The following is a 22,379-nucleotide window of genomic DNA, read 5'->3' as shown; positions in this document are numbered from 1 at the left end:
AGATATTATGAAAAAGCTTCTATTTATTCTACCACTTTTGCTCTTTGGTGCCGATAAGTCGTGTACTAAATGCAATCTCAATAAAGCACAGATGAAATGTGAGTATTACCTAGTACAAAAAAGGGATACAAGCAGAGCAAAAGAGTGTGCTTTTTATGCAGATTATCTTGACAAAACGAAAGTGTATGGGAAGGCCAGCTGGTACTATCTTTTGGCATTAAAGCCAAAAAAAGCGATAGATGCTGCAAAAAAAGCAGTAAAAATGGGAGAATTTTTTGCATATGAGTATTTGGGAGATGCCTATTTGATTTTGGGCGATGAAAAGAAAGCTAAGAGAAATTATCAAATATTTAGGAAAAAAATTGGTAATACAAAATTTTTCACAAACCAAAATTTTAAAATCTTAAAGAGACTCTATAAAAATTTTGATATTGAAAAAGCAAAAAATATGTTGGAGTAGAGAAGACAAATATGAGAAAAGTATATTTGTTTTTGATGATACTTTTCTTTATCGGTTGTAATGCCTCAAATGGAGTCCCACAGAGTGCAAGTACCAAAAAATGGGCTATGCAGTTGCAAAATAGTGATCTGGATGAGATAGCACACTCTGGATTTGATCTTGTGGTGATAGATTATGCAAAAGATGGAACAGAAGAAGGAAAATATAGTGCTGATGAGATAAATTTGATCAAATCCAACGGGATAAAACTCATAGCATATCTTAGTATCGCAGAAGCTGAAAATTATAGATATTATTGGCAAGATGAATGGATCAGGCATCCCCCACCATGGCTTGGGGAAGAAAACAGTGAGTGGCCAGGAAATTATGCAGTAAAGTATTGGCATAAAGATTGGAAATCTCTCATAAAAGATTATCTCGATAAGATTATCGCACAAGGGTTTGATGGTGTCTATTTAGATAAAGTTGATGAGTTTGAGTATTGGAGCCAAAAAGGATTGTTGAGTGAACAAGATGCAGCAATAAAGATGGCAGATTTTATCGATGAAATAGCTCACTATACGAGAAGTAAAAAGAAAGAGTTTTTAATAATTCCTCAAAATGGTGAAAAAATATTGCAGTATGAGAGAAATTTGGCCAAAATAGTTTCAGGCTGGGCAGCAGAGGATCTTTTTTATAATGGTACTGAGCCTTGGAATAAAAAAGAACAGCAAGAGATAGAGCAAAAGCGATTTGTATATCTAGATCTTGTACAAAAAGCAGATAAACCTATTTTGAGTATAGATTATGTTGATGATGGGTCTGGCTATTGTGGCAAGAATAAAGCAAGAATTGAAGATTACAGGAAAAAAGCTGTTGCGAGAGGGTATAGTCCATATGTTGCAATATACGATAGAGATTTGGATGAACTCAATATTATTGAAGGAGTGCAGCCATGAAATAGTGGTGACCCGTGTTGGATTCGAACCAACGGCCCACTCCTTAAAAGGGAGTTGCTCTACCAACTGAGCTAACGGGTCAAGCGATGCAATTATAGCAAATCTTTTTTGCGTTGCAAAGCTTTGGCAAAATCTTGTGGGTAATTGAGATTTAAAAATCGCTCATCTTCTTCAAATTCTACAAAAAGAGTATCAGCCTCTTTCAAAATGGCATTGAGCTTATAGTTTTGGCGCTTTATAGCCTCTTTAATCTTTGGAGCAATAGATTTGCGGTAAATCCCAATGAGTGGATGAGGAAAATCGGTTTTTGCGATGATGGCATCTTTGTGATGATTTTGTAATGCGGAAGTTATGAGTCTTTCAATAATGCTATAGTCAATAAATGGTGTATCGACACTCAATGCAAAAAATTCATCAAACTCTTTGAAAATATCCAAAAATGCCGGAGTAGGAGCAAAAATATCGCTACTATCGAGAATAAGTGGGGCATCAAAGTTAAACTTATTGGTTTTACTTGAGATGTAGACCTTATCAAAAAAAGAGAGCAGTCGCTCATATTGATACTGGATGAGTGGTTTCTCGCCAAAGAGAAGGAGGGCTTTATCCTTTCCCATACGGGAGCTTTTCCCACCAGCAAAGATAACACAAGGAATAGAGAATTTTTTCATAGGAGAATTATAACGTAAGCAGAAGGAAAAACTGGTCGGAGTGGCGGGATTTGAACCCGCGACCTCTACCACCCCAAGGTAGCACGCTAACCAGGCTGCGCCACACCCCGAAATTTTATGTGAATTATAAATCGATTCTGTCAACTAGTCAAGAACTATTATGGTAAAGTTTATAGAAAAAGAAAAATTACAAAGGAGTTGAGATGGCGCGACTTGTGAAGATGGATGAGGAAGCACCATTGAAGCTAGAAACTGCAGAGAAGACATATTTCATCTGTCAGTGCGGGCTTTCAAAAAATAAACCCTTTTGCGATGGTAATCATAAAAGAGTAAAAGATGAAGAAGAGGATAAGATCTATATTTATGATGAGGAGGGGCGTATAACTATCAAGCCGTGATAGTTTACGTACATAAATCAAGCTCCCCATCAAAAACTACATAAAGATTTGCATCAATTTTGATAAAAAATCCACGAAACTTTACTCCCTTTTGGAGCGCTTGGTAGAAGACTTTTTGAAATACAGGGTCTCTTGTAGGATGGGGTTTGAAACATCTGCATTTTCTAACTGCCATGATGAGGATATAGGCATCAAATCCTTGTTCTTTTGCTTGGATGAGGTCTTGGATATGCTTAATGCCTCTTGATGTGGGAGCATTGGGAAAGAGGCAGATACTATCTTGCACGAGACTACACCCTTTGAGCTCAATATAGGTGTTGTCTGCTTTAAAATCAAGTCTGCTCTTTTCAAAAGGCACTTCTGCTTGGATACTTTTGGGAATAAATCCTAACACCCCTTGTTCAATTGCTTTTTGGGCAATAGGGCGGTGGAGTTTTGTATTGATTAGTACCCATCCCTCTTCCATTTTGGCAGCTATCAAAGTGTAGTCTGTTTTGAGACCTGGGCGGTTTTTAAGAAGAAGGAGTTCTCTGTTTGGCGTGAGGATCTCTTCTAGTCTTCCTGTATCTGCTATATGAACTTTTTTGATTTTATTATGAACTAAAGCGGTAGCTAAGAAGCGGTTCTCTCGTTTTATAAGCGAGCCGGTTACGAGCTCGCCTAAAGTTTTGAGATCAAAGAGAATCACAGCTCTCGAGGATCTGTGATTTTTCCCGCTACTGCACTTGCAGCTGCAACTGCAGAGTTTGCGAGATAAATTTCACTTGTACGTGCTCCCATACGTCCTACAAAGTTTCTGTTTGTTGTGCTTACACATCGTTCATTATCACCCAAAATTCCCATGTAGCCTCCAAGGCATGCTCCACATGTTGGATTGCTGACTACCGCTCCAGCATCGATGAGAATATCGATATAGCCTCGTTTTTCTGCTTCTTTTAAGATCTTTTGCGTTGCAGGAGTGACGATCATCCGGGTATGACGTGCTACTTTGCGTCCCTTTAATATCTCAGCTGCGATTGCAATATCGCTAAGGCGTCCATTGGTACAACTTCCAATAAAGACTTGATCTACTTTTAAGTCCATTTTTGCTGCTTCACTGATAGGGCGGCCATTGCTTGGAAGGTGTGGGAAGGCGATGACAGGCTCGAGACTATTTACATCTATTTCAATCACTTGCTCATACTGGGCATCTTCATCGCTGTAGTGGATTTTTGGTTCACGTGCGAGATCTTTGTCAGCCAAAAAGGCTTTTGTTACCTCATCGACGGCAATGATTCCATTTTTTGCTCCCGCTTCAATTGCCATGTTGCAAAGACTGAACCGCCCATCCATATCGAGATTTTCTATCGTATCGCCTGTAAATTCGAGTGCTTTATAGAGTGCTCCATCTACGCCGATGCGACGAATAAGCTCTAAGATGAGGTCTTTTCCATACACATACTCGCCAAGTTTTCCGCTGTAAACTACTTTGATTGAAGGTGGCACTTTAAACCAGTTTTTGCCTGTAATCATTCCGTATGCGAGATCTGTGCTTCCCATCCCCGTAGCAAATGCTCCAAGTGCACCATGCGTACATGTATGTGAATCTGCGCCAATGATCACGTCTCCTGGAACCACAAGCCCCTTTTCTGGAAGCAAAGCATGCTCAATTCCCATATCCTTTTCATCAAAGAAGTGCTTGAGATTATGCTCATAAGCAAATTCACGGCTGATTTTTGCCTGGTTTGCACTGGCGATATCTTTTGCCGGGATGAAGTGATCAAGTACAATTGCAAAATTATCTGGTTTTGCTAATCTTTTTGCTCCGCTTTCGCGAAAAGCTTTGATAGAAATAGGCGTTGTAATATCGTTACCGATAATCATATCAAGTTCGCACTCTACTATTTCTCCCGCTTTTACTTCACGCCCCACATGTTCACTAAATATTTTTTCTGTAATTGTCTGACCCATTATGCGCCTTTAAAAGAGTTTTTGCTATTTTATCAAAAAAGAGAGGTACTTATGAGATATAAAGAGCTAAGAGCATTTGTAAAGTATTTACAGCAATTTCGCCATCTTAACGATATAGCAAGAGTTGATGATAATGTGTTACGGGCTGTCTTTGATAAAAAAGATATTTTTTTTGATTTGAACCGTAGTAAAAATCTCATCTATATGCGGGATGATTTTGTCAAAACAAAATTTTACAACGCCCCTTTCGATAAGGTATTAGCTAAAAAATGTAAAAAGAGCTTCATTGAAAAAATTGAGCTAGATAGTAATGATAAGATTATACGCATCTATTGCAAAAAGCGTGGCTCTTACAAAGAAGAATCGGCTATTTTACAGCTTGAATTTACTGGTCGTCATGCAAATGCGATTATTTTGGATGAGAAGGGATATGTTTTAGAAGCCCTCCATCACGATTTTCATAGAGATATCCGCCCAGGAAAACCTCTTTACCCTCTCACACCTCCCAAGAAGCTTGATAAGAGTGAGATAGAGATCGATGATATGGAAGAGTATCTCCATAATATTTATAAAAAAGAACTTGCAAAGCGGCTGAGTGTCTTAAAAAGTGCAAAACTATTGCAGATCAATAAGCAAAAAGCAAAACTGCAAAAGCTTCTTGCATCTTTAGAAAAGGAAGAAGATCTTTTGGGCCAAGCGGATGAAGAGGAGAAAAAGGGACAGCTTATTTTGGCAAATCTGCACCGCATCAAGCCCTATCAAAAGGAGTTTAAAGGGGAGGATTTTGAAGGAAATTTCATAAACTTTTCACTCCCAACAGAGGCAAAAACGCCAGCGATGATGAGTGATATTTTTTTTAAGCGTGCAAAGAAATTGCGCCAAAAAGCAGCCAATATCCATATACAGCGCGAAAATTTGCAAGAAAAGATTGCGTTTTTGGATAAAAAGGCAAATCTTGTACGTAGCGCCAAGAGGGTAGAGGATATTGAACTACTCTTTAGTAAAGGTGCGAAAAAGGAAGCAAGAAGAGATAAAAACTATGAGCGCTACAATATTGCTGGATATGATGTGTATATTGGTAAAAACAAAAGAGGAAATGTGGAGCTTCTTAAAAAAGCAAAAGCGAGCGATATATGGCTTCATCTCAAAGATCTCCCTTCAGCCCATGTGATTATTACAACAAACAAGCAAAATGTTCCACAAGATGTGCTTGAGCAGGCAGCAAAGCTGTGTGCTAGCTTTAGTGTAGAGCATCCTGGGTCATACAAAGTCGACTATACCCAACGTCGCAATGTCAAACCAAAAGAGGGGGCAAATGTAGAGTATGTGAAGTATAAGACATTAAGTGTTAGAATATAAAAAAGGAGTTTATATGGGTGAGCTTACAAAACGCCTCCTAACAGGTGCAGTTCTCATCGGTATTGTTGCATTGGTAGCTTGGATTGATAGTTTTGGATTAACTTGGTTCTTTTTTGGTGTCATCTATCTCTTTGCATTTTATGAAGCATTGAAGCTTTATGGAATGAGTGAGAGAAACACTCTCTATTTTTGGGCTTTAGTGATATGGATTGTGGCAGCATTTTATCCAAATCCAGATGATCTTTTTTTCCTCATTGCTCTTATTTTTGCTGCTTATGAAGCTTATACGCAAGAGCGTGATTGGCAAAAGTTTTTGCCGTTTCTCTATCCAACTGCTTCATTTTTGTTTTTGTTGGCGCTCTATCACGATTTTGGGATGGATGCACTCATATGGCTAGTGATTGTAGTTGCTCTTACTGATATTGGGGCTTACTTCACAGGGCGTGCAATTGGCAAACATTCCTTTTGTAAGACTTCACCTAAAAAGACGTGGGAAGGTGTCATTGGCGGAGTGCTCATAGCAACAGTTGCGGGAAGTTACTACGCTCTTATTTTGGTAGATCTTCCATTTGGAATCGTTATTTCACTCCTTACTGCCATTGCAGCAGTCTTTGGGGATCTTTTTGAGAGTTATCTCAAGCGTAGTGCAGGAGTAAAAGACAGTGGTAATATCTTACCAGGACATGGCGGAATACTTGATAGGGTAGATGGGTATCTTTTTGCGGCTCCAGCTATGGTGATCTTGCTACGAGGATTGTTATGATTCTCCTTGGCTCTACAGGGTCTATTGGAGTCAATACTTTACATGTGGCCAAAGAGTTTGGTATAGAAGTAGAGGTGCTCGTAGCTGGGAACAATGTTGAGCTTCTTGCCAAACAGGTTGCTGTCTTTCGTCCCCGCATTGTAGTGAGTGCTAAAAGGGCTAATTTTGATGCGCCAGTAGTACTCCACGGCGAAGATGGTATCCTCCAAGCCCTTGAGATGGCAAAGAGCCCTCTTGTAGTCAATGCACTTGTTGGCTTTACTGGTCTAAGGCCAACTCTCAAAGCCATTGAGCTTGGCAAACGTGTTGCATTAGCGAACAAAGAGAGCCTTGTAGTGGCTGGAAAGTTTATCGATATTGCAAAGATTACTCCTATAGATAGTGAGCACTTTGGATTGTGGTATCTTTTGCAAAATAGCTTTGCTTTGCAAAAACTTTATATCACCGCTAGTGGTGGCGCACTGCGTGACTGGCCGCTTGAAAAAATTGCCCAAGCAAAGCTTGAAGATGTACTCAAGCATCCTAACTGGAGCATGGGACAAAAGATCACAATCGATAGTGCCACGATGGTTAACAAACTCTTTGAAGTCTTGGAAGCTTATTGGCTCTTTGGTACTAAAGCAATAGATGCAATAATAGAGCCAAGCTCAGTAATACATGCTCTTGTGGAGTTTGTAGATGGAAGTACCATGCTACATGCAAGCAAGCCCGATATGCGACTGCCTATTGCATATGCACTGCTTGGAAGAGTTGATAAACCAATTGTTCAGCCTATCGATCCACTTACGATGCAGATAGCTTTTCGATCAATTGACAACGATCGCTATCCGATATGGCATATAAAGGATGCGCTATTATCAAATCCTGAGCGAGGTGTAGTGGTCAATGCTGCCAATGAAGCAGCCATTAAGCGGTTTTTGGAAGGAAGTTTTGCTTTTGGAGATATTGCTCGGGCTATTATAAATGCTTTTGAGAAGTTTGATGTTACAGTGGAGATTGTGGATGATATTTTTAAAATAGATGCTGAGGTGAGAGCATATGTTAAGACTTTATAATTTTTTCATATACCTCTTGGTGTTGTTTGCATTTGTTGGATGTAATATAGACCAAAAAAAAAGTAATAAAAATATTGATGAACTTGCTGCTCGCAAAGCACGTATAGAAGCACGACTCCAAAGGGCTAAAGAGGAGGCCAATAGGCAAAAGGAGCTAGCATTGACAAAGATGCAAAAGCAGATCGAGCAGTTAGCATTAGAACGGAGCAAAAGCGAGGCGGAAAAAGAGATAGAATTAGCCAAAATAAAAGCCAAGCAGGCATTAGAGTTACAAAAAATAGAACAAGAGTATAAACTCAAGGAGTTAGAACTTAAAAGGCAAAAAGAACTTATAGAGCTAGAAAATCAAAAAATACTTGCACAAAAAGAGATAGAGCTTAAAAAGCAGTTTCTCTATCTCTCTTTGGCTGCTCTGTTACTTCTTGTAATAGTCATATTAATTATTTTATATTTTTACAAAAAACGAAAAGACAAACTTATTGCCTATCATGACAATTTAGAAAAATACTTTCGTCTCAAAGAGAATGAAGCAAAAGTTGCCATTGCTAATAAGATTATCGATACTATCGCTGAAGGCAAACTCACTCCTGAGCAGGAGCAAAGACTTCTTGGTGTATTAAAAGGTGAGAGGAAAGAACTGCCAAAAGAGATTGAGCATAAAGATGAGCTAATTGAGGCGGAAGTAGAGGAGAAAAAGGATGGAGATGGATAGGTTTTTGCTTTTGCACGGATGGGGAGGGAGTGACTATCCTCACTGGCAAAGTTGGCTTGCAGGAGAACTTGCCAAAGAGTATGGGACGGTGAGTTTTCCACTCATCCATCACCCTCATCATCCAAATAAGGGGAAATGGATGAGACAATTTAAGAAACATCTTCAAACTTTTAAACCTACAACAGTTATATGCCATTCACTTGCTTGTACCGTTTGGATGGCACTATGTGAAGAGGGAGAGATTGATGAGGTGGAACGACTCATGCTCGTAGCACCTCCGAGTAAAAATACAGATATTGAGCTTTTGAAGCAATTTTTTCCTCATATCCTTCCTCAAACACTCTTTGCCAAAGAGGTACAGTTCGTAGTTTCTACAAATGATCCCTATTTGAAGCTTGAAGAAGCGCACGATTTGCAGCGCCATTTTGATTGTGAGATGCTGATACTAGAAAATGCTGGACACATCAATGATAAAAGTGGCTATGGTGCATGGCCATGGGTGCTTGCGTGGGCAAAGAGAGATCAAAGTCTACTATCGGAGCCGTTATGATTTTGAGTATAGAGAGTAGTTGCGATGATAGCTCTATCGCTGTAACACGTATCAATGACTATAAACTCCTCTTTCACAAAAAGATCTCCCAAGAGCTAGCACATAGCGTATATGGAGGGGTTGTGCCAGAGCTTGCGAGCCGTCTCCATGCTGAGGCTTTGCCAAAGATTTTGGAAGAGGCGAAGGAGTTTTTACCACATATCAAAGCAGTAGCAGTGACAAATGAGCCAGGACTCTCTGTAACACTCATGGAAGGTGTTATGATGGCGAAGGCTCTCCATCTAGCTCTAGGTGTTCCCCTCATTGGGGTCAATCATCTTGTAGGACATATCTACTCGCTCTTCATCGAGCAAGAGGCGAGACTACCGAAGATGGTGCTGCTTGTGAGTGGTGGGCATACGATGATTTTGGATGTGAAGGGCTACAATGACCTCAAAGTCTTGGCAACTACCCTTGATGATAGTTTTGGTGAGAGCTTTGACAAAGTTGCAAAGATGATGGGTCTTGGCTATCCTGGTGGGCCAATTATCGAAAAATTAGCAAGAAAAGGAAATCCTGATCGTTTCTCTTTCCCGATTCCGCTTAAAAATAGCTCTAAATTGGCTTTTAGCTACTCTGGGCTCAAAAATGCAGTACGTTTAGCTTTGGGGGAGTTGGAAAACCTTAGCCGCCAGGATATGGAAGATATTGCAGCATCTTTTCAAAAAGCAGCCATTGCGCATCTTTTACAAAAGACAAAAAAAGCGTGTGAAATCTATACACCTAGTGACTTTGCAATAGTTGGTGGGGCGAGTGCGAATCTTGCCTTGCGAGAAGCTTTTGAAAAAGAGTGTGCAAAGCGGCGTATCCCAATAGAATTTGCAAAGTTAGAATTTTGTAGTGATAATGCAGCAATGATAGGGCGTGCAGCAATAGAGGCATACAGGAGGCGCGATTTTATTGCTATGGAGGATCTCAAAGTTTTGCCTCGCAGCTGCTTTGTGTAAAAAAGTAACATATTGTGCTATAATTACCCTGCCAAAACTAAATGAGATAAAAATAGTCTTATTTAAGCTATAATTTCCGTATGAGCATCTGCTCCAAAATAAAAAAGAGAAAAAGGAGGTTGCAATGGCAACTGTTACACTAAAAGGAAATCCAGTAAATTTGGAAGGTAATGAAGTAAACGTAGGAGATAAAGCTCCTGAGGCGACTGTAGTAACAACTGACTTGGCAGAAAAGCAAGTAGGTGGTGCACAAGACAAAGTACAAATGATTGTTGTTGTTCCTTCACTTGACACACCAGTGTGTGCAACTGAAACAAGAAAGTTCAACGAAGAAGCTTCAAATATTGAAGGTGTAGATGTTACTGTTGTTTCTATGGACCTTCCGTTCGCAAGTAAGAGATTTTGTTCAACTGAGGGTGTAGAGAATCTCACTGTTGCAAGTGACTATAGAAACAGAGATTTTGGTGAGAAGTATGGTGTTGTAATTGCTGAAGGACCTCTCAAAGGAATCCTTGCTAGAGCAATTTTCATCATTGATAAAAATGGAAACGTTGTCTATAAGCAACTCGTTCCTGAAATCACAGAAGAGCCAAACTACGAAGAAGCTCTTGAAGCTGCGAAAAAAGCGGCAGCTGCATAAGCAGTCTCTTGGGGCTTGCCCCGCTGCTCTAGAGGGGGAGGGGCCTCTAGAGTATAATCACCTCTTCTTGCAACGCTATTCCAAACTTTTCAAAAACACGTTTTTTTGCTTCATTGATTAATACCATTGCTTCATCAAAACTTCCACCACCAAGATTGACTAAAAAATTGGCATGCACACTACTCCATGCCATATTACCGATGCGTTTACCTTTGAGTCCTACTGCTTCGATGAGTCTACCAGCATAATTTCCAGGAGGATTTTTAAAAATGCTTCCAGCACTTGGTTCTTTTGGTTGATTGGAGCGTAGTTGCAGGAGTTTTTGACGAAGCTCTTCGCTGTATCCAGGTTCTATTTTGAAGCCAGCTTCATAGATTATGTTTTTAATATCGCTTTTGCGATACTTAAGACCAAGTTTATGAGCTGGGATTTTACCCATGTGAGTGCGAATCCACAAAAGCCGATCTTTGATCTCATACTCTTTGACGCCCGCATTCATCTTTATGGCACCACCAATAGTTCCAGGGAGTTTGCTCAAAAATTCAAACCCTGCGATATTATGTTTTTTGCAAAATGAAACTACTTTACCTGTTGAAGTTTTTGCACCAATGATGAGCTCATCGCCTTCTATGCGTATAAAGTCAAAGGTTTTACCCAAAACTGCCAGAGGTGGTGGAGTGGGGCTTACGAGAAGGTTGTTTGCTCCGCCTATGAGGAAAAACTCTTCATTTATAGGATCAATCCTCTCTATCACTTCTACTTCAATCTTTGGACCGATGTTAATAGAGCTATAGCGGCTAAAATCTATGAGTTTTTTCAATGCAACTCTCGCAGTGTGGTATATTCAGTTGGGATGAGATACTCTTGTGCTCTTATAGGACAGTCATAGTATCCATGCTCAAAGCCAATTGCAAAGAGTTTATCGAGAGCTTCATATTGTAATTCATTCATGGTGATCGAGTGTTCATTTGCATAGAGATCGAGATATCTTTGCAATTGCTCATCATCTATGCGTACAAGATTGCGCTCTAGGAGCATCTTTGAAAGTAGTGTTTTATGCCTGTGAGCCACTGCTACAGCTTTTGTGAGCATCTGCTCAGCCTCAATCGCTTTATTGAGAGGAATTGATCTGCGAAGCGCCATCCCACCAAGCGGCAGTGGTAGTTCATCTCCAGCAAGATCCACCCAGATATCCCACAGTTCTCGCTCTACTTCTAAATTTTCATCGAAATCGAGAATCGATTCATGGATCAGTACACCTGCATCGACCTTGCCATCAAGTACTGCCTTTTCAATATCTAAAAAGTTCATATAGACTGGTCTTGCGTCAGGATAGGCGATGCGAAAAAAGAGGGCGTTTGTGGTATAGCGCCCACTCAGACCTACTTTGAAGTTTTTTTTGAGTTTTTTTCCTCTTTTTTTAATGAGTTTTGGACCATACCCTTCTCCGAAGCTTACAGCTGTGCGCAAAAGTGCATACTCATTGCGAATTTTTGGATAGAGTGCAAAACTAATAGCTGTAATATCGTAAAAATTTTCCAGAGCTTTTTCATTGAGAGTTTCAATATCAAGAGCCATATTAGTAAAACGAAGTTCTTTTGAGCTTACCCAGCCAAATTTGATGGCATAGAACATAAAGATATCGTCCGCATCGGGCGAATGAGCGACGGTATAGATGGACAAAAAGACTCCTTTTTGAGGTAGATTATATTAAAATATCATTAAAATTTGGATGTGGAGAATCTATGAAAACGAAATTTATAAATTTTTTGAAATTTTGGATCATTTTACAGCTTCTCTTTATCTTTTTTATGCCTATGCTCAAAGTCTATACACTCCATTCTCATTATTGGGATTTTGGTGTTTTTGACCATTTTTTATATATTTTTGCAAAAGAGAACAATTTTTACTGGTTTTTGAAAAACCATTTTCGCCCAATTCTATTTTTGTATGGATTGGGTTATAAAATTTTACCATCTCCCTACTTACTTCTTTTTTTACAATCCTTGGCTGTCGCGGTAAGTGGATATTTTGTCTATCTGTTGACGATACAGCAGCTTGGCTCAAAGCTTTGGGCACTCTTTTTGGTCTGGTGCTTTTTCCTCCATCCTATGGTTCTTTATCAAGCTTTTTGGGATTTTCATACGGACCATCTCTTGTTGCCTGTGCTTTTGGCGGGTTTCTATTTTTCCTTGCAAAAAAAGAGCAATACAATAATACTTTTTGCCATTATAGCGATTTTGTGGACGATAAAGGAGAGTGCTGTTTTGATAGCTCTGTTTTTTAGTCTCTATCTTCTTTTTTCCAAGAGATACAAAGTAGCAATTTTTGGAGCTTTAGCCAGTATTGTCGTATGGTATCTCGTTACGCACTTCATAGGTCCGGATTTTTATAGGTATAGTAATACACTTTTGGAAAAATGGCCACAGACTCAAGCCTCTCCTTTTCCCTCTTTCTATCGTCAGTGGGGAGATTCTTATACTCAAATGGTGCTTTTTATCCTATCTCATCCATTAAAAGTTTTTACCTCCATCTTTACTAATATCTATAAAGACATCTTTATCTTTGTAGCTTTTGCACCATTTCTTATCATATCACTTTTTGCTCCATCTTTACTGATTGTTGCAACTCCTGGTTTTGCCATGACACTTCTATCCGCTCAGCCAGAAAAGGTGATGATATATCATCACTATCATGCAGCAATTCTCCCCGTAACCTTTGCCGCGGGTATCGTTGGTTTAAAACAGATACTAAAACGGTTGGCCAATCAAGAAAAGATAATCATGGCATTTCTCTTTTTCTTGACTCTAATCGTATCGTGGGCATATGCTCCTACTCCCAATGGCCGCTATTTTTATTGGACAAAGATCAACGACTATGGATATGACAGATATATTCCAACCGCTCGCACATATGCGATAAAAGAAGCGATCCATCGAGAGATTCCCGCCCGCTATGATATGAGTGTCGCATTTCCCAACGGTTTTTACTACTCCTATTTGGGGCATAAGAGAGTGGTATATATTTTGCCTCGAGGGATAGATAAAGCCGATTTTATTATTATTGATTTGCATAGAATTGATCGCAAAAAAAGAAATTATTATTTAAATTTGATACAAAAACTCAAAAATGAACGTAAACTATTGACGGAATTTCAAGATTTTTATATATTCAAATAATTTTAATTATCTATTTATCAATAAAAGATAAAATATACACTAATAAAAAAGCGAGGTTTTACATGGATGCAAATAAGGAAAAAGCGTTAGAATTAGCAATCAAACAGATAGATAAAGCTTTTGGAAAAGGGGCTATTGTCAAACTTGGCGAGAAAGAGATCGAGCCAATTGCCGCTATTCCTACCGGATCTTTGGGGCTTGATATGGCACTCGGTATCGGTGGTGTGCCAAAGGGACGTATCATTGAAATTTATGGGCCAGAAAGTTCTGGAAAAACTACACTTGCGCTTCAAATCATCGCAGAAGCACAAAAGCAAGGTGGCATCGCTGCATTTATAGATGCTGAGCATGCGTTAGATGTATTTTATGCAAAAAATTTGGGAGTAGATGTGGAAAATCTCCTCGTCTCTCAGCCAGATTTTGGTGAGCAGGCTCTTGATATTGTAGAAACAATTGCAAGGAGTGGGGCAGTTGATGTGATTGTGGTAGATTCAGTTGCAGCTCTTACACCTAAAGCTGAGATTGAGGGTGAGATGGGTGATGCGCATGTGGGGTTGCAAGCAAGACTCATGAGTCAGGCGCTACGCAAACTCACAGGTGTTGTGCATAAGATGAACACAACTGTCATCTTTATTAATCAGATTCGTATGAAAATTGGTGCTATGGGATATGGTACGCCAGAGACAACGACAGGGGGAAATGCACTCAAATTCTATGCATCGGTGCGTATCGATGTGCGACGTATTGCAACTTTGAAGCAAGGAGACAACAATATCGGAAACCGGGTGCGAGCAAAAGTGGTCAAAAACAAAGTAGCACCTCCATTTCGTCAGGCCGAATTTGATATTATGTTTGGAGAAGGCATTAGTAAAGAGGGAGAGCTTATCGATTATGGTGTGAAACTCGATATTGTTGATAAGAGTGGTAGCTGGTTTAGCTATAAAGATATCAAGCTTGGCCAAGGTAGAGAAAACGCAAAAGCATACCTTAAAGAGCATCCAGAAGTAGCAGCGCAAATTGAGAGCGAAATAAGGCAGGCTATGGGTATGGATGATAGTATTATGCTTGTACCACAAAATGAGATGAGCGAAGAATAAAAAAGGAGAAGAGATGGTTTATATTGACAATATTGTAGCCCAGGAAGTTTTGGATAGTCGCGGGAATCCCACTGTCAAAGCGACTGTAATTTTAAGTGATGGTACCGTAGCTAGCGCAATAGTGCCAAGTGGAGCAAGTACTGGGAAAAGAGAAGCTTTGGAGCTCAGAGACGGAGATGAGCGGTTTGGTGGTAAAGGTGTTTTGAAAGCATGTGAAAATGTAGAAGTTGCTATTGCAGATGAACTTGTAGGTCTTAGCCCATACAATCAAGCAGAAATTGATGCGATAATGAAAGAGCTTGATGGAACTGAAAACTACTCCCATCTTGGTGCTAATGCAGTGCTTGGGGTCTCTATGGCTGTGGCTAGAGCTGCTGCAAAGAGTTTGCATCTGCCTCTTTATCGCTATCTTGGTGGCGCAAATGGTATCATCCTTCCAACTCCAATGCTCAATATCATCAATGGTGGTGCGCACGCAGACAATGATGTAGATTTGCAAGAGTACATGATCATGCCGACAGGTTTTGATGATTTCAAAGAGGCGCTTCGTGCGAGTGCTGAAATCTATCATACTCTCAAAAAGCTTCTTGCTAGTGAAGGGCATCCAACAGCTTTAGGAGATGAGGGGGGATTTGCACCAAACTTTAAAAATAATGAAGAGCCGATTGAGTATATTTTGAAAGCTATTGAAAAAGCGGGATATAAACCAGGTGATGAGGTGTGCATAGCTCTTGATGCAGCAAGCAGTGAGTTTTATAAAGATGGCAAATATGAGCTCAAAGGGGATGGCAAAGTCTATACTAGTGAAGAGCTCGCAGAGTTTTATGCGAACTTAGTAGCAAAATATCCAATCGTTTCACTTGAAGATGGTATGGCAGAAGATGATTGGGATGGATGGAAAATTTTGACTGAAAAACTTGGAGATAAGATCCAGCTTGTGGGAGATGACCTTTTTGTAACAAACAAAAAGATTTTGGCTGAAGGAATTGAGAAAGGCATCGCAAATGCTATTCTTATCAAACCTAACCAGATAGGAACTGTGAGTGAGACAATGCAGACAGTCCGCCTAGCCCAAAGACATAGCTACAACTGTGTTATGAGTCATAGAAGTGGCGAGAGTGAAGATGCATTTATTGCTGATTTTGCAGTTGCACTCAATACTGGACAGATCAAAACAGGAGCTCCAGCAAGAGGCGAGAGAACAGCAAAATATAACAGACTTCTTGAAATCGAGCGAGATCTCATCTATGGAGAATTTATAGGCAAAGAGCTTTTCTAGTCGATGGAAAAACGCCCGCAAGAGTTGGCAGATTCCCTTGTATGGAAGGGGTTGCTGGCTCGATTTTTCCGCTATTTTGTAGGATTTGTAATACTTGTAGTTTTGGCAGTCTATATTGGATTGCTCCTCTTTGGAGTCAATTCTGTAGAGGTTCTCTATCAGCTCAATGTCCAAGAGAAAAATCTCCAGCGCAATATCGAGTATCTCAAAAAAGAGAATGCTAGACTACAAAAAGAGTATTTTGAACTTAAAGAATTGGAGCCAAAACAATGAGACTCTTTATTTTACTTCTACCAATACTGCTACTAGCAAGGGATAATCCTTTCTTCTTACCAACCAAAAAGATTTCACCTGTTCAAGCGCCTCAAGAGAAGATTATAGCAGTACAAAAGAGCCAAGATAAGTCACAAGAGGCTGAGCAAAAGAGTTCAGAATTTTCTTATAGCAGTCTCTCTACGCAAAAGGCTACCTCTTCATCAAACAAAAAGCTAGAAGATGTATTTTTGCCACAACAACACTCATCTCAACCTCCAAAAGCGATAAAACCATCAACCATCAAAGAGGTAACATTACCAAAAGTACTCCTCCACTTTGAAAACAACGCTCTGCTCATAGTGAGCAAAGATAGAGTAAAACGGCGTTTTTTTACGCAAAATCCTCACAAAATAGTTCTTGATTTCTATGCCAAAAGAAGTTTTCCTACCAAGAGAGTCGATCTTGCGATGCCACATTTTCGCAATGTGGCAATTGGTGCACATAGAGGATATTATCGCGTAGCAGTTGAGCTGCAAGATTGTCAAAAAAATGGCTTCAAAAAGCTTGACAAAGGTTATCTATTTTATTGTGAAGAGAGAAACAAAGAAGCGAATTGAGACCATTGCGATAAGAACTTCTAAAATTGAAGCCAAAATAAAAGCCATATACTCTGCTTCATCTATGAAGTGTGTATGGTAGGCGATTGTTGAGATCGCTACAAGGAGTGTGAGCGGCATAGAGTGTGAAAGACCAAAGAGAAATCTCTCTTTGAGTGAAAAGATCTTATAAAATGCATTCGCTGCTAAAATACGCACACCAAACATAATAGAAGTTATAAGCAAAGCACTTGCTACCATTCCTTCCATTAAAAGCGATGAGATCTTAAAGCTACTTCCTGTAAAAATGAAAAATATCGGGACTAAAAAGCCAAATCCAAAGGATGAGAGTTTGTGGGGCAGGCTCCTCTTGTGCTCAAAAAATGTAGCGATAATAACCCCAGCGATAAAGGCACCAAATGCAACTTCTAGTTTGAGATAGAGCATCATAGAAATGAAAAGGAAAAAGAGTGCCATTGAGAGGCGGATATCTTGCTCCTCATTGTCTATGCGGGGCATGAGAGTTGTTTTGAGCTCTGGATACCACCAAAAAAGAATCTGCAAAAGTTTAAAAACTATCGAGATAAGAAGCAAAAAGAGAACAAGAATTAAGAGATTTTGATAAAACTTTGTTCCAAATCCAAATTTCAGTCCAGCACTTACTATTGTCAAAATTGCGATAGAGACAACCTCACCTAGGCTTCCAATTGCCATAGAGAGATTGAGCCATTCGAACTTATTGCCATACTCCTTTTTGAGTGCTGCAATGAGACCTACTGAAATAAGAGGGAAGATGAGGGTATAGACAAGAGGAAGTCCCAAATTTTGCACGATAAGAAGTGAAAAAACATATAATAAAGCGATGTAGAGAATGCCAGATTTGAGGATACTCTTTTTGGTAGCAAAGATCTTCTTCATATCTACTTCAAGACCTGCTAAAAACATGAGATACAAAAAGCCAAACTCTGCTACAAGCTCAAAGAGCGCAACATGCTCGAGCACCCCAAATGCTCCAAAAATCATCCCAAGCATTATCTCTATGACTGAGGTAGGAAGCTTGGTAAATTTGGCAATAAAAGGGGATGAAAAGATTATAAGAGAAATTGTGACAATAATTGCTATCTCATGCATGGCAGCTCGTCGCTATATCATATCCAAGACTTTGCAAAACCTGCAAATCTTTATCTGGGCGCTCACCTTTGGTAGTGAGATAGTCTCCGATTACGATAGCATTTGCTCCAGCTTCAAAAATTGTAGGCCAGCTATCTTGAAAAACAAGCTCTCGTCCACCTGCTACCATCACCATGGCTTCAGGTAGTTTTGCTCGTACTTTTTTGATAATTTCAAGAGCCTTTTGTTTCTCTATTATCTTCTGTGGCAATGGCAATGCAGGGTTTGGATGAAAGAAATTGACCGGTACACTCATAGGCTGCAAAGATACAATTTGCTCCATGAGCTCATCAATTTGTGCTTGGGATTCACCCATACCAAAAATTCCACCGGTGCAAAGATTGAGACCTGCTTCTTTGGCATTGAGACATGTTTGATAGCGCTCATCCCAGCTGTGGGTGGAGCATATCTTATCATAATAGCTTTTTGCACTTTCAAGATTGTGATTGTAATTGTCTATTCCCGCACTTTTGAGCTCTCGCAGCTGCTCAACAGTAGCTGTACCGTTACAGCCGATGAGGGATATATCGGGAACCGTTTTTTTAACTGCATGCGCCGCTTCACAGACAAACTCTAAAATCTTATCATCTATTCCTTTACCAGCCGTAACAAGACAAAAACCGATCGCTTTAGAGGCCTTCGCTTTTTTGGCTTCTTGGACAATGAGGTCGATATCTTTATATTTATAGCGAGGAATGTCTGCTTTGTATTTGGTACTTTGGGTACAAAATGCACAATCTTCAGCACATACGCCACTGCTAATATTACTTATTGCACATAGATAGACTTTCATGCGCACACCTTTTGTTTGTGCCACTCTTTTTCTTTGTAAATATATGTTACCTCTTTTGTGGACAAATCCAAAAGAGCACCCTCTATACGAGGTTTTTCTCTAGCGCATACTTCCCCAGGATTAATAAAAAGCGATTTTGCCCTCTCACAGCTAAATTTGTGCAAATGCCCATAGATGACCACATCGCTATCTGGAGTGAGAAAGTAGGGCTGATGCATGAGCTTAAAAGTAGTATTGCCAATCTTGAAGTAGTAGGGTTGTTTTTGCAATATCACTTTTTGGGGATTGGAGTTGTATAGAGAAGTATCAGTGTTGCCATAGACCGCTATAGTTTTAAGAGGCAGGGTTGCAAGGAAATCGAGTACATTTTGTCCAATATCTCCAGCATGGATGAGATAAGCAATATTTTCTTGTTGCATCTGGGCTACTATCTCTTGGGTATTTTCGAGCTTATTGTGTGTATCGGAGATTACACCGATCTTCATCTTTCCTGCCTCGTTTTGCACTTGATACACTCATACACATCTTTGTTGCGATAAGTGCGTGCAGCCATGATATATCCACACTCAGGACATTTGTGCTCTGTTGGTTCAAATTTTGAGATGAATGTACACTTAGGATAGTTGGCGCATCCGTAGAATTTGCCTCTACGGCTAAATCTTTCAACTATCTCGCCACCGCACTCAGGGCATTTGACATCGAGCTTTTTTGGCTCTTGTTTTGCAAGTGGTTTGGTATTTTTACATTTTGGATATGCACTACAAGCCAAAAAAGCTCCGCGAGGCCCTTGCTTCACAATCATTGGGCTGCCACACTTTTCGCATACCTCTTCACTTGGTTGCTGCTCTGTTTTATTCTCCTCAAGTTGCTCAGTATATTTGCACTTTGGAAAGGCGCTACAAGCGATAAATTCACCAAATCTCCCTTTGCGCTTTACAAGCTCAGCTCCACACTCTGGACAGGCTCTGCCAATCGGCTCAGCTACCTTTTGGCTTTTTATCTCTTTTTTACCCTTTTCGATAAGCTCTATAAATGGGTCGTAAAACTCCTTGAGTACCTTTTGCCAATCTTTTTTAGCGGCTGCTATCTCATCTAGCTCCTCTTCCATTTTAGCTGTGAAATTACTATCGACAATGTCTGGAAAATGTTTTTCAAGTGTCTCTATCACAGTAAATGCAATATCTGTTGGCTTGAGTTGTTTTTTTTCTAATTCAACATAATTTCTTGCCTGCAAAAGAGATATGGTTGGGGCATATGTTGAAGGTCTTCCAATACCAAGTGATTCGAGAGTTTTGATAAGGCTGGCTTCGCTATAACGTGCAGGGGGTTCTGTGAAGTGTTGGTGTGCTTCAATCTTTGTAAGCTCGGCTTTCTCACCTTCAGTAAGTTCTGGCAAAAGCTTATCTTTGTCTTCATTGCCCAAAACTTTATAAAAACCATCAAAGAGAAGTTTCCTCCCCGTTGCTTTGAAAGTTGTGCTTGGACTTTTGAAGTAGATAGTTTGGGTTTCAAAGATTGCATCTTGCATCTGAGATGCAAGAAAGCGGTTATAGATGAGGGTGTAGAGCTTGAGTTCATCACTGGTGAGATACTCTTTTGCTACTTCTGGTGTGAAATCAAGCATTGTCGGTCGTATTGCTTCATGAGCTTCCTGGGCTCCTTTGCTCTTAGTAGCATAGTTTTTTGGTTTTTGAGGCAGATATTCTTCTCCAAACTTCTTGGCTATGAGCTCTCTTGCAGCTTCTTGTGCCTCTTTTGCGATATTGAGGCTATCGGTCCTCATGTATGTAATGACTCCGGTGATACCTTTTGGAGTCTGGACTCCTTCATAGAGCTTTTGTGCTATCATCATCGTTTTTTTAGGACTAAATCCAAGCTGTCCTGATGCAGCTTGCTGGAGTGTTGAGGTCATAAATGGGGCAGGAGATTTGGTAACGCGCTTTTTCTTCTCTATTTTTGCTACGATAAACTCTTCATTTTTTACCCTCTCGACAATCTCTTCAGCCTGCTCCCTGTTTTTTATATCGAGTTTATTGAGCTTTTTATCTTGATATTTATAGAGGGATGCATCGATAGTTTTATTAAATAGTGCATCTATTGTCCAGTATTCTTGTGGAACGAAAGCTTTGATTTCACGCTCACGATCTACGATTAGTTTAAGTGCGGCACTCTGTACACGTCCAGCACTGAGCCCACGCTGGATTTTTGAAGCAAGAAGGGGACTGAGCTTGTATCCTACAATTCTATCAAGGAGTCGTCTTGCCTGTTGGGCATTGACACGATTCATATCAAGGGTGCGAGGGTTTTCTAAGGCTTTTTGAATGGCTGAGCGGGTTATTTCATGAAATACTATGCGGGGGAGTTCTTCAGGTTTTTTCCCAATAGCTTGTGCTATATGGTAGCCAATTGCTTCACCCTCTCTATCTTCATCAGTTGCTATATAAACTCTCTCAGCCTTTTTTGCAAGCTCTTTGAGTTTTTTTGTAATATCGGTGTGATCTTTATCGATACGGTATTGAGGGATAAATCGGTCCTCTTCTATTTTGATACCAAAGCTGTGCTTTGGAAGGTCGCGAATATGTCCTTTTGAAGCAATTACCTCATACTCTTTGCCCAAAAAATTCTTAATTGTTCTCGCTTTTGCCGGTGATTCGACGATAATTAGATTTTTGCCCATACTTTACCCAGAATCTTTTTTTCGCTATTCTAACATAAAAAAAGAAGTGCAGATGCGGCTGTGGGCAACTAATTCTCAACTTTTATATATGGCTTTGCTCCATGCATTGGGAGTAAAAAAGCTCCGTCTCAATCCCATTTCTCCTACCTTTTTTGCCAATATTGCAAAGATTTTAGGGATTGAGTCGGAGTATGTAGATACAAGATTGGATTTTGGAAGCGAAGCAGATATTGTGCACAATTTTTTTGAAAGTTATACTCCAAGCTCTTTGATTGTTTTTCAAAATCATGGCAAGAGTGTAGGAGATGCAAAAGTTTTTGTCAAAAAAAGTGAAGGATGTTTGGTAGCAGAGTTTGAGGATGAGGAGCTGTATCAAAAAACGAAGCTTTTTTTAGATGGTGGTGTCAAAAGAGGAAGGCTTTGGAACTATGATGTGGTAAGTGTAGGCATCAAAGAGAAGGCAAAAGAGTGTGAAGTGGCTGGTCTTGAAGAAAAGATTGCACGCAGCAATGAAATAGTGGAGTTTTTTGATGAGAGGTTTGCTAAAAATCCCTACTTTGATACTCTTTGTATTGGTAAAGCAACATATAAAACGTACTATCCCATACTCCTCAAACCGGCTCTTTATTGCCCTAAAGAGGATATTTATCAAGAATTACGAGAAAATGGGATAGCTGTGGAAGTGCGTTTTAAGCCGCTTTATAAACTCACGTTCTTTCACTCTGCCTCGATGCCTGTGAGCGAAGAACTCTACAAAGCTATCATGCTTTTGCCGCTAGATAAAAATATTGTAGAGCCTTTGTGGGAGGTTTTGGAGAAATACCGCTATAGAGGATGTAGTTTTTAGGAGTGAA

At 39.8% G+C, this 22,379-nt stretch carries 25 protein-coding genes and 2 tRNA genes; 16 read left to right on the top strand and 11 right to left on the bottom strand.

Annotation, left to right across the window (positions count from 1 at the left end; genetic code table 11):
• Positions 1 to 7 precede the first annotated feature (7 nt).
• Together JG734_RS08605 and JG734_RS08600 are read left to right on the top strand one after the other, a co-directional pair.
• Entirely contained in the window at positions 8 to 460 is a 453-nt protein-coding gene (locus JG734_RS08605; RefSeq protein ID WP_201332884.1) for a hypothetical protein, read from the top strand.
• An 11-nt stretch (positions 461 to 471) separates the two neighbouring features.
• Positions 472 to 1,398: an MJ1477/TM1410 family putative glycoside hydrolase gene (locus tag JG734_RS08600; RefSeq protein ID WP_201332883.1), complete on the top strand. Its 927-nt coding sequence runs from the start codon at positions 472 to 474 to the stop codon at positions 1,396 to 1,398.
• A gap of 5 nt (positions 1,399 to 1,403) precedes the next feature.
• Here the strand turns inward: JG734_RS08600 and JG734_RS08595 are convergent.
• The 3 genes from JG734_RS08595 to JG734_RS08585 form a co-directional block, all read right to left on the bottom strand.
• Positions 1,404 to 1,479: transfer RNA gene (locus JG734_RS08595), tRNA-Lys, on the bottom strand.
• An 11-nt stretch (positions 1,480 to 1,490) separates the two neighbouring features.
• A complete protein-coding gene (mobA, locus tag JG734_RS08590) occupies positions 1,491 to 2,066 on the bottom strand; it encodes a molybdenum cofactor guanylyltransferase MobA (protein ID WP_201332882.1) in 576 nt (191 codons plus the stop codon).
• Between the two features lie 32 nt (positions 2,067 to 2,098).
• Positions 2,099 to 2,176, bottom strand: a tRNA-Pro gene (locus tag JG734_RS08585).
• Positions 2,177 to 2,269: 93 nt separating this feature from the next.
• Between JG734_RS08585 and JG734_RS08580 the strand changes: the two genes are divergently transcribed.
• Positions 2,270 to 2,464, top strand: coding sequence for a CDGSH iron-sulfur domain-containing protein (locus tag JG734_RS08580; protein ID WP_201332881.1), 195 nt, complete (start codon positions 2,270 to 2,272; stop codon positions 2,462 to 2,464).
• Positions 2,465 to 2,468: 4 nt separating this feature from the next.
• Here the strand turns inward: JG734_RS08580 and sfsA are convergent, their stop codons facing one another.
• On the bottom strand, positions 2,469 to 3,152 hold the full coding sequence (gene sfsA, locus JG734_RS08575) for a DNA/RNA nuclease SfsA (protein WP_201332880.1): 684 nt from the start codon (positions 3,150 to 3,152) through the stop codon (positions 2,469 to 2,471).
• Positions 3,149 to 4,414, bottom strand: a complete 1,266-nt coding sequence (gene leuC, locus JG734_RS08570) for a 3-isopropylmalate dehydratase large subunit (RefSeq protein WP_201332879.1) — start codon at positions 4,412 to 4,414, stop codon at positions 3,149 to 3,151. Before leuC ends, sfsA begins: the two co-directional genes overlap by 4 nt.
• Before the next feature lie 51 nt (positions 4,415 to 4,465).
• Here leuC and JG734_RS08565 point away from each other — a divergent pair, with 51 nt between their 5' ends.
• From JG734_RS08565 to tpx, 7 genes are all read left to right on the top strand, one after another.
• Entirely contained in the window at positions 4,466 to 5,773 is a 1,308-nt protein-coding gene (locus tag JG734_RS08565) for an NFACT RNA binding domain-containing protein (protein ID WP_201332878.1), read from the top strand.
• Between the two features lie 13 nt (positions 5,774 to 5,786).
• Positions 5,787 to 6,536 carry a phosphatidate cytidylyltransferase gene (locus JG734_RS08560; protein ID WP_201332877.1) on the top strand — a complete coding sequence of 250 codons (750 nt, stop codon included), beginning with the start codon at positions 5,787 to 5,789 and terminating at the stop codon, positions 6,534 to 6,536.
• Positions 6,533 to 7,591 carry a 1-deoxy-D-xylulose-5-phosphate reductoisomerase gene (gene dxr / locus JG734_RS08555; RefSeq protein ID WP_201332876.1) on the top strand — a complete coding sequence of 353 codons (1,059 nt, stop codon included), beginning with the start codon at positions 6,533 to 6,535 and terminating at the stop codon, positions 7,589 to 7,591. The genes JG734_RS08560 and dxr overlap by 4 nt, the downstream gene beginning before the upstream one ends.
• Entirely contained in the window at positions 7,575 to 8,303 is a 729-nt protein-coding gene (locus JG734_RS08550; protein ID WP_201332875.1) for a hypothetical protein, read from the top strand. The genes dxr and JG734_RS08550 overlap by 17 nt, the downstream gene beginning before the upstream one ends.
• Positions 8,296 to 8,853: an alpha/beta hydrolase gene (locus JG734_RS08545; RefSeq protein ID WP_201332874.1), complete on the top strand. Its 558-nt coding sequence runs from the start codon at positions 8,296 to 8,298 to the stop codon at positions 8,851 to 8,853. Before JG734_RS08550 ends, JG734_RS08545 begins: the two co-directional genes overlap by 8 nt.
• Positions 8,850 to 9,839 (top strand): tRNA (adenosine(37)-N6)-threonylcarbamoyltransferase complex transferase subunit TsaD, encoded by a 990-nt coding sequence (tsaD, locus tag JG734_RS08540; protein ID WP_201332873.1) that lies wholly within the window; start codon positions 8,850 to 8,852, stop codon positions 9,837 to 9,839. The genes JG734_RS08545 and tsaD overlap by 4 nt, the downstream gene beginning before the upstream one ends.
• A 124-nt stretch (positions 9,840 to 9,963) precedes the next feature.
• Positions 9,964 to 10,479 carry a thiol peroxidase gene (gene tpx / locus JG734_RS08535; RefSeq protein WP_201332872.1) on the top strand — a complete coding sequence of 172 codons (516 nt, stop codon included), beginning with the start codon at positions 9,964 to 9,966 and terminating at the stop codon, positions 10,477 to 10,479.
• A 46-nt stretch (positions 10,480 to 10,525) separates the two neighbouring features.
• Here tpx and JG734_RS08530 read toward each other — a convergent pair whose 3' ends face one another.
• Together JG734_RS08530 and JG734_RS08525 are read right to left on the bottom strand one after the other, a co-directional pair.
• The gene (locus JG734_RS08530; RefSeq protein WP_201332871.1) at positions 10,526 to 11,299 is read right to left on the bottom strand and encodes a UDP-N-acetylmuramate dehydrogenase; all 774 of its coding nucleotides are present in this window, start codon (positions 11,297 to 11,299) and stop codon (positions 10,526 to 10,528) included.
• On the bottom strand, positions 11,296 to 12,162 hold the full coding sequence (locus JG734_RS08525) for a menaquinone biosynthesis family protein (RefSeq protein ID WP_201332870.1): 867 nt from the start codon (positions 12,160 to 12,162) through the stop codon (positions 11,296 to 11,298). The genes JG734_RS08530 and JG734_RS08525 overlap by 4 nt, the downstream gene beginning before the upstream one ends.
• A gap of 62 nt (positions 12,163 to 12,224) precedes the next feature.
• Here JG734_RS08525 and JG734_RS08520 point away from each other — a divergent pair, with 62 nt between their 5' ends.
• The 5 genes from JG734_RS08520 to JG734_RS08500 all read left to right on the top strand — a co-directional run bounded on the left by JG734_RS08520 (position 12,225) and on the right by JG734_RS08500 (position 16,906).
• Complete coding sequence (locus tag JG734_RS08520) at positions 12,225 to 13,658, top strand: DUF2079 domain-containing protein (RefSeq protein WP_201332869.1); 1,434 nt, start codon at positions 12,225 to 12,227, stop codon at positions 13,656 to 13,658.
• A 62-nt stretch (positions 13,659 to 13,720) separates the two neighbouring features.
• Entirely contained in the window at positions 13,721 to 14,755 is a 1,035-nt protein-coding gene (gene recA, locus JG734_RS08515) for a recombinase RecA (RefSeq protein WP_201332868.1), read from the top strand.
• Between the two features lie 13 nt (positions 14,756 to 14,768).
• Positions 14,769 to 16,034 carry a phosphopyruvate hydratase gene (gene eno, locus JG734_RS08510; RefSeq protein WP_201332867.1) on the top strand — a complete coding sequence of 422 codons (1,266 nt, stop codon included), beginning with the start codon at positions 14,769 to 14,771 and terminating at the stop codon, positions 16,032 to 16,034.
• 3 nt (positions 16,035 to 16,037) lie between these two features.
• Positions 16,038 to 16,307, top strand: coding sequence for a hypothetical protein (locus tag JG734_RS08505; protein ID WP_201332866.1), 270 nt, complete (start codon positions 16,038 to 16,040; stop codon positions 16,305 to 16,307).
• Entirely contained in the window at positions 16,304 to 16,906 is a 603-nt protein-coding gene (locus tag JG734_RS08500) for an AMIN domain-containing protein (protein ID WP_201332865.1), read from the top strand. Before JG734_RS08505 ends, JG734_RS08500 begins: the two co-directional genes overlap by 4 nt.
• On the opposite strand, the gene JG734_RS08495 is transcribed toward JG734_RS08500, so the two are convergent.
• From JG734_RS08495 to topA, 4 genes are read right to left on the bottom strand one after another with little or no spacing between them, the layout of a single operon-like run.
• Complete coding sequence (locus JG734_RS08495; protein WP_201332864.1) at positions 16,868 to 18,016, bottom strand: cation:proton antiporter; 1,149 nt, start codon at positions 18,014 to 18,016, stop codon at positions 16,868 to 16,870. The genes JG734_RS08500 and JG734_RS08495 overlap by 39 nt on opposite strands.
• Positions 18,009 to 18,848, bottom strand: coding sequence for a biotin synthase (locus JG734_RS08490; RefSeq protein WP_201332863.1), 840 nt, complete (start codon positions 18,846 to 18,848; stop codon positions 18,009 to 18,011). The genes JG734_RS08495 and JG734_RS08490 overlap by 8 nt, the downstream gene beginning before the upstream one ends.
• Entirely contained in the window at positions 18,845 to 19,333 is a 489-nt protein-coding gene (locus JG734_RS08485) for a metallophosphoesterase family protein (protein ID WP_201332862.1), read from the bottom strand. Before JG734_RS08485 ends, JG734_RS08490 begins: the two co-directional genes overlap by 4 nt.
• On the bottom strand, positions 19,330 to 21,525 hold the full coding sequence (gene topA / locus JG734_RS08480; RefSeq protein ID WP_201332861.1) for a type I DNA topoisomerase: 2,196 nt from the start codon (positions 21,523 to 21,525) through the stop codon (positions 19,330 to 19,332). The genes JG734_RS08485 and topA overlap by 4 nt, the downstream gene beginning before the upstream one ends.
• A gap of 52 nt (positions 21,526 to 21,577) precedes the next feature.
• Here topA and JG734_RS08475 point away from each other — a divergent pair, with 52 nt between their 5' ends.
• Positions 21,578 to 22,372: a DegT/DnrJ/EryC1/StrS family aminotransferase gene (locus JG734_RS08475; RefSeq protein WP_201332860.1), complete on the top strand. Its 795-nt coding sequence runs from the start codon at positions 21,578 to 21,580 to the stop codon at positions 22,370 to 22,372.
• The last annotated feature ends 7 nt before the right edge of the window (positions 22,373 to 22,379 follow it).

This window comes from Nitratiruptor sp. YY09-18 (assembly GCF_016593235.1).
Taxonomy (GTDB): domain Bacteria; phylum Campylobacterota; class Campylobacteria; order Campylobacterales; family Nitratiruptoraceae; genus Nitratiruptor.
The sequence above is the reverse complement of the archived record's forward strand: the minus strand, read 5'-3'. Positions and strand labels throughout refer to the sequence as shown.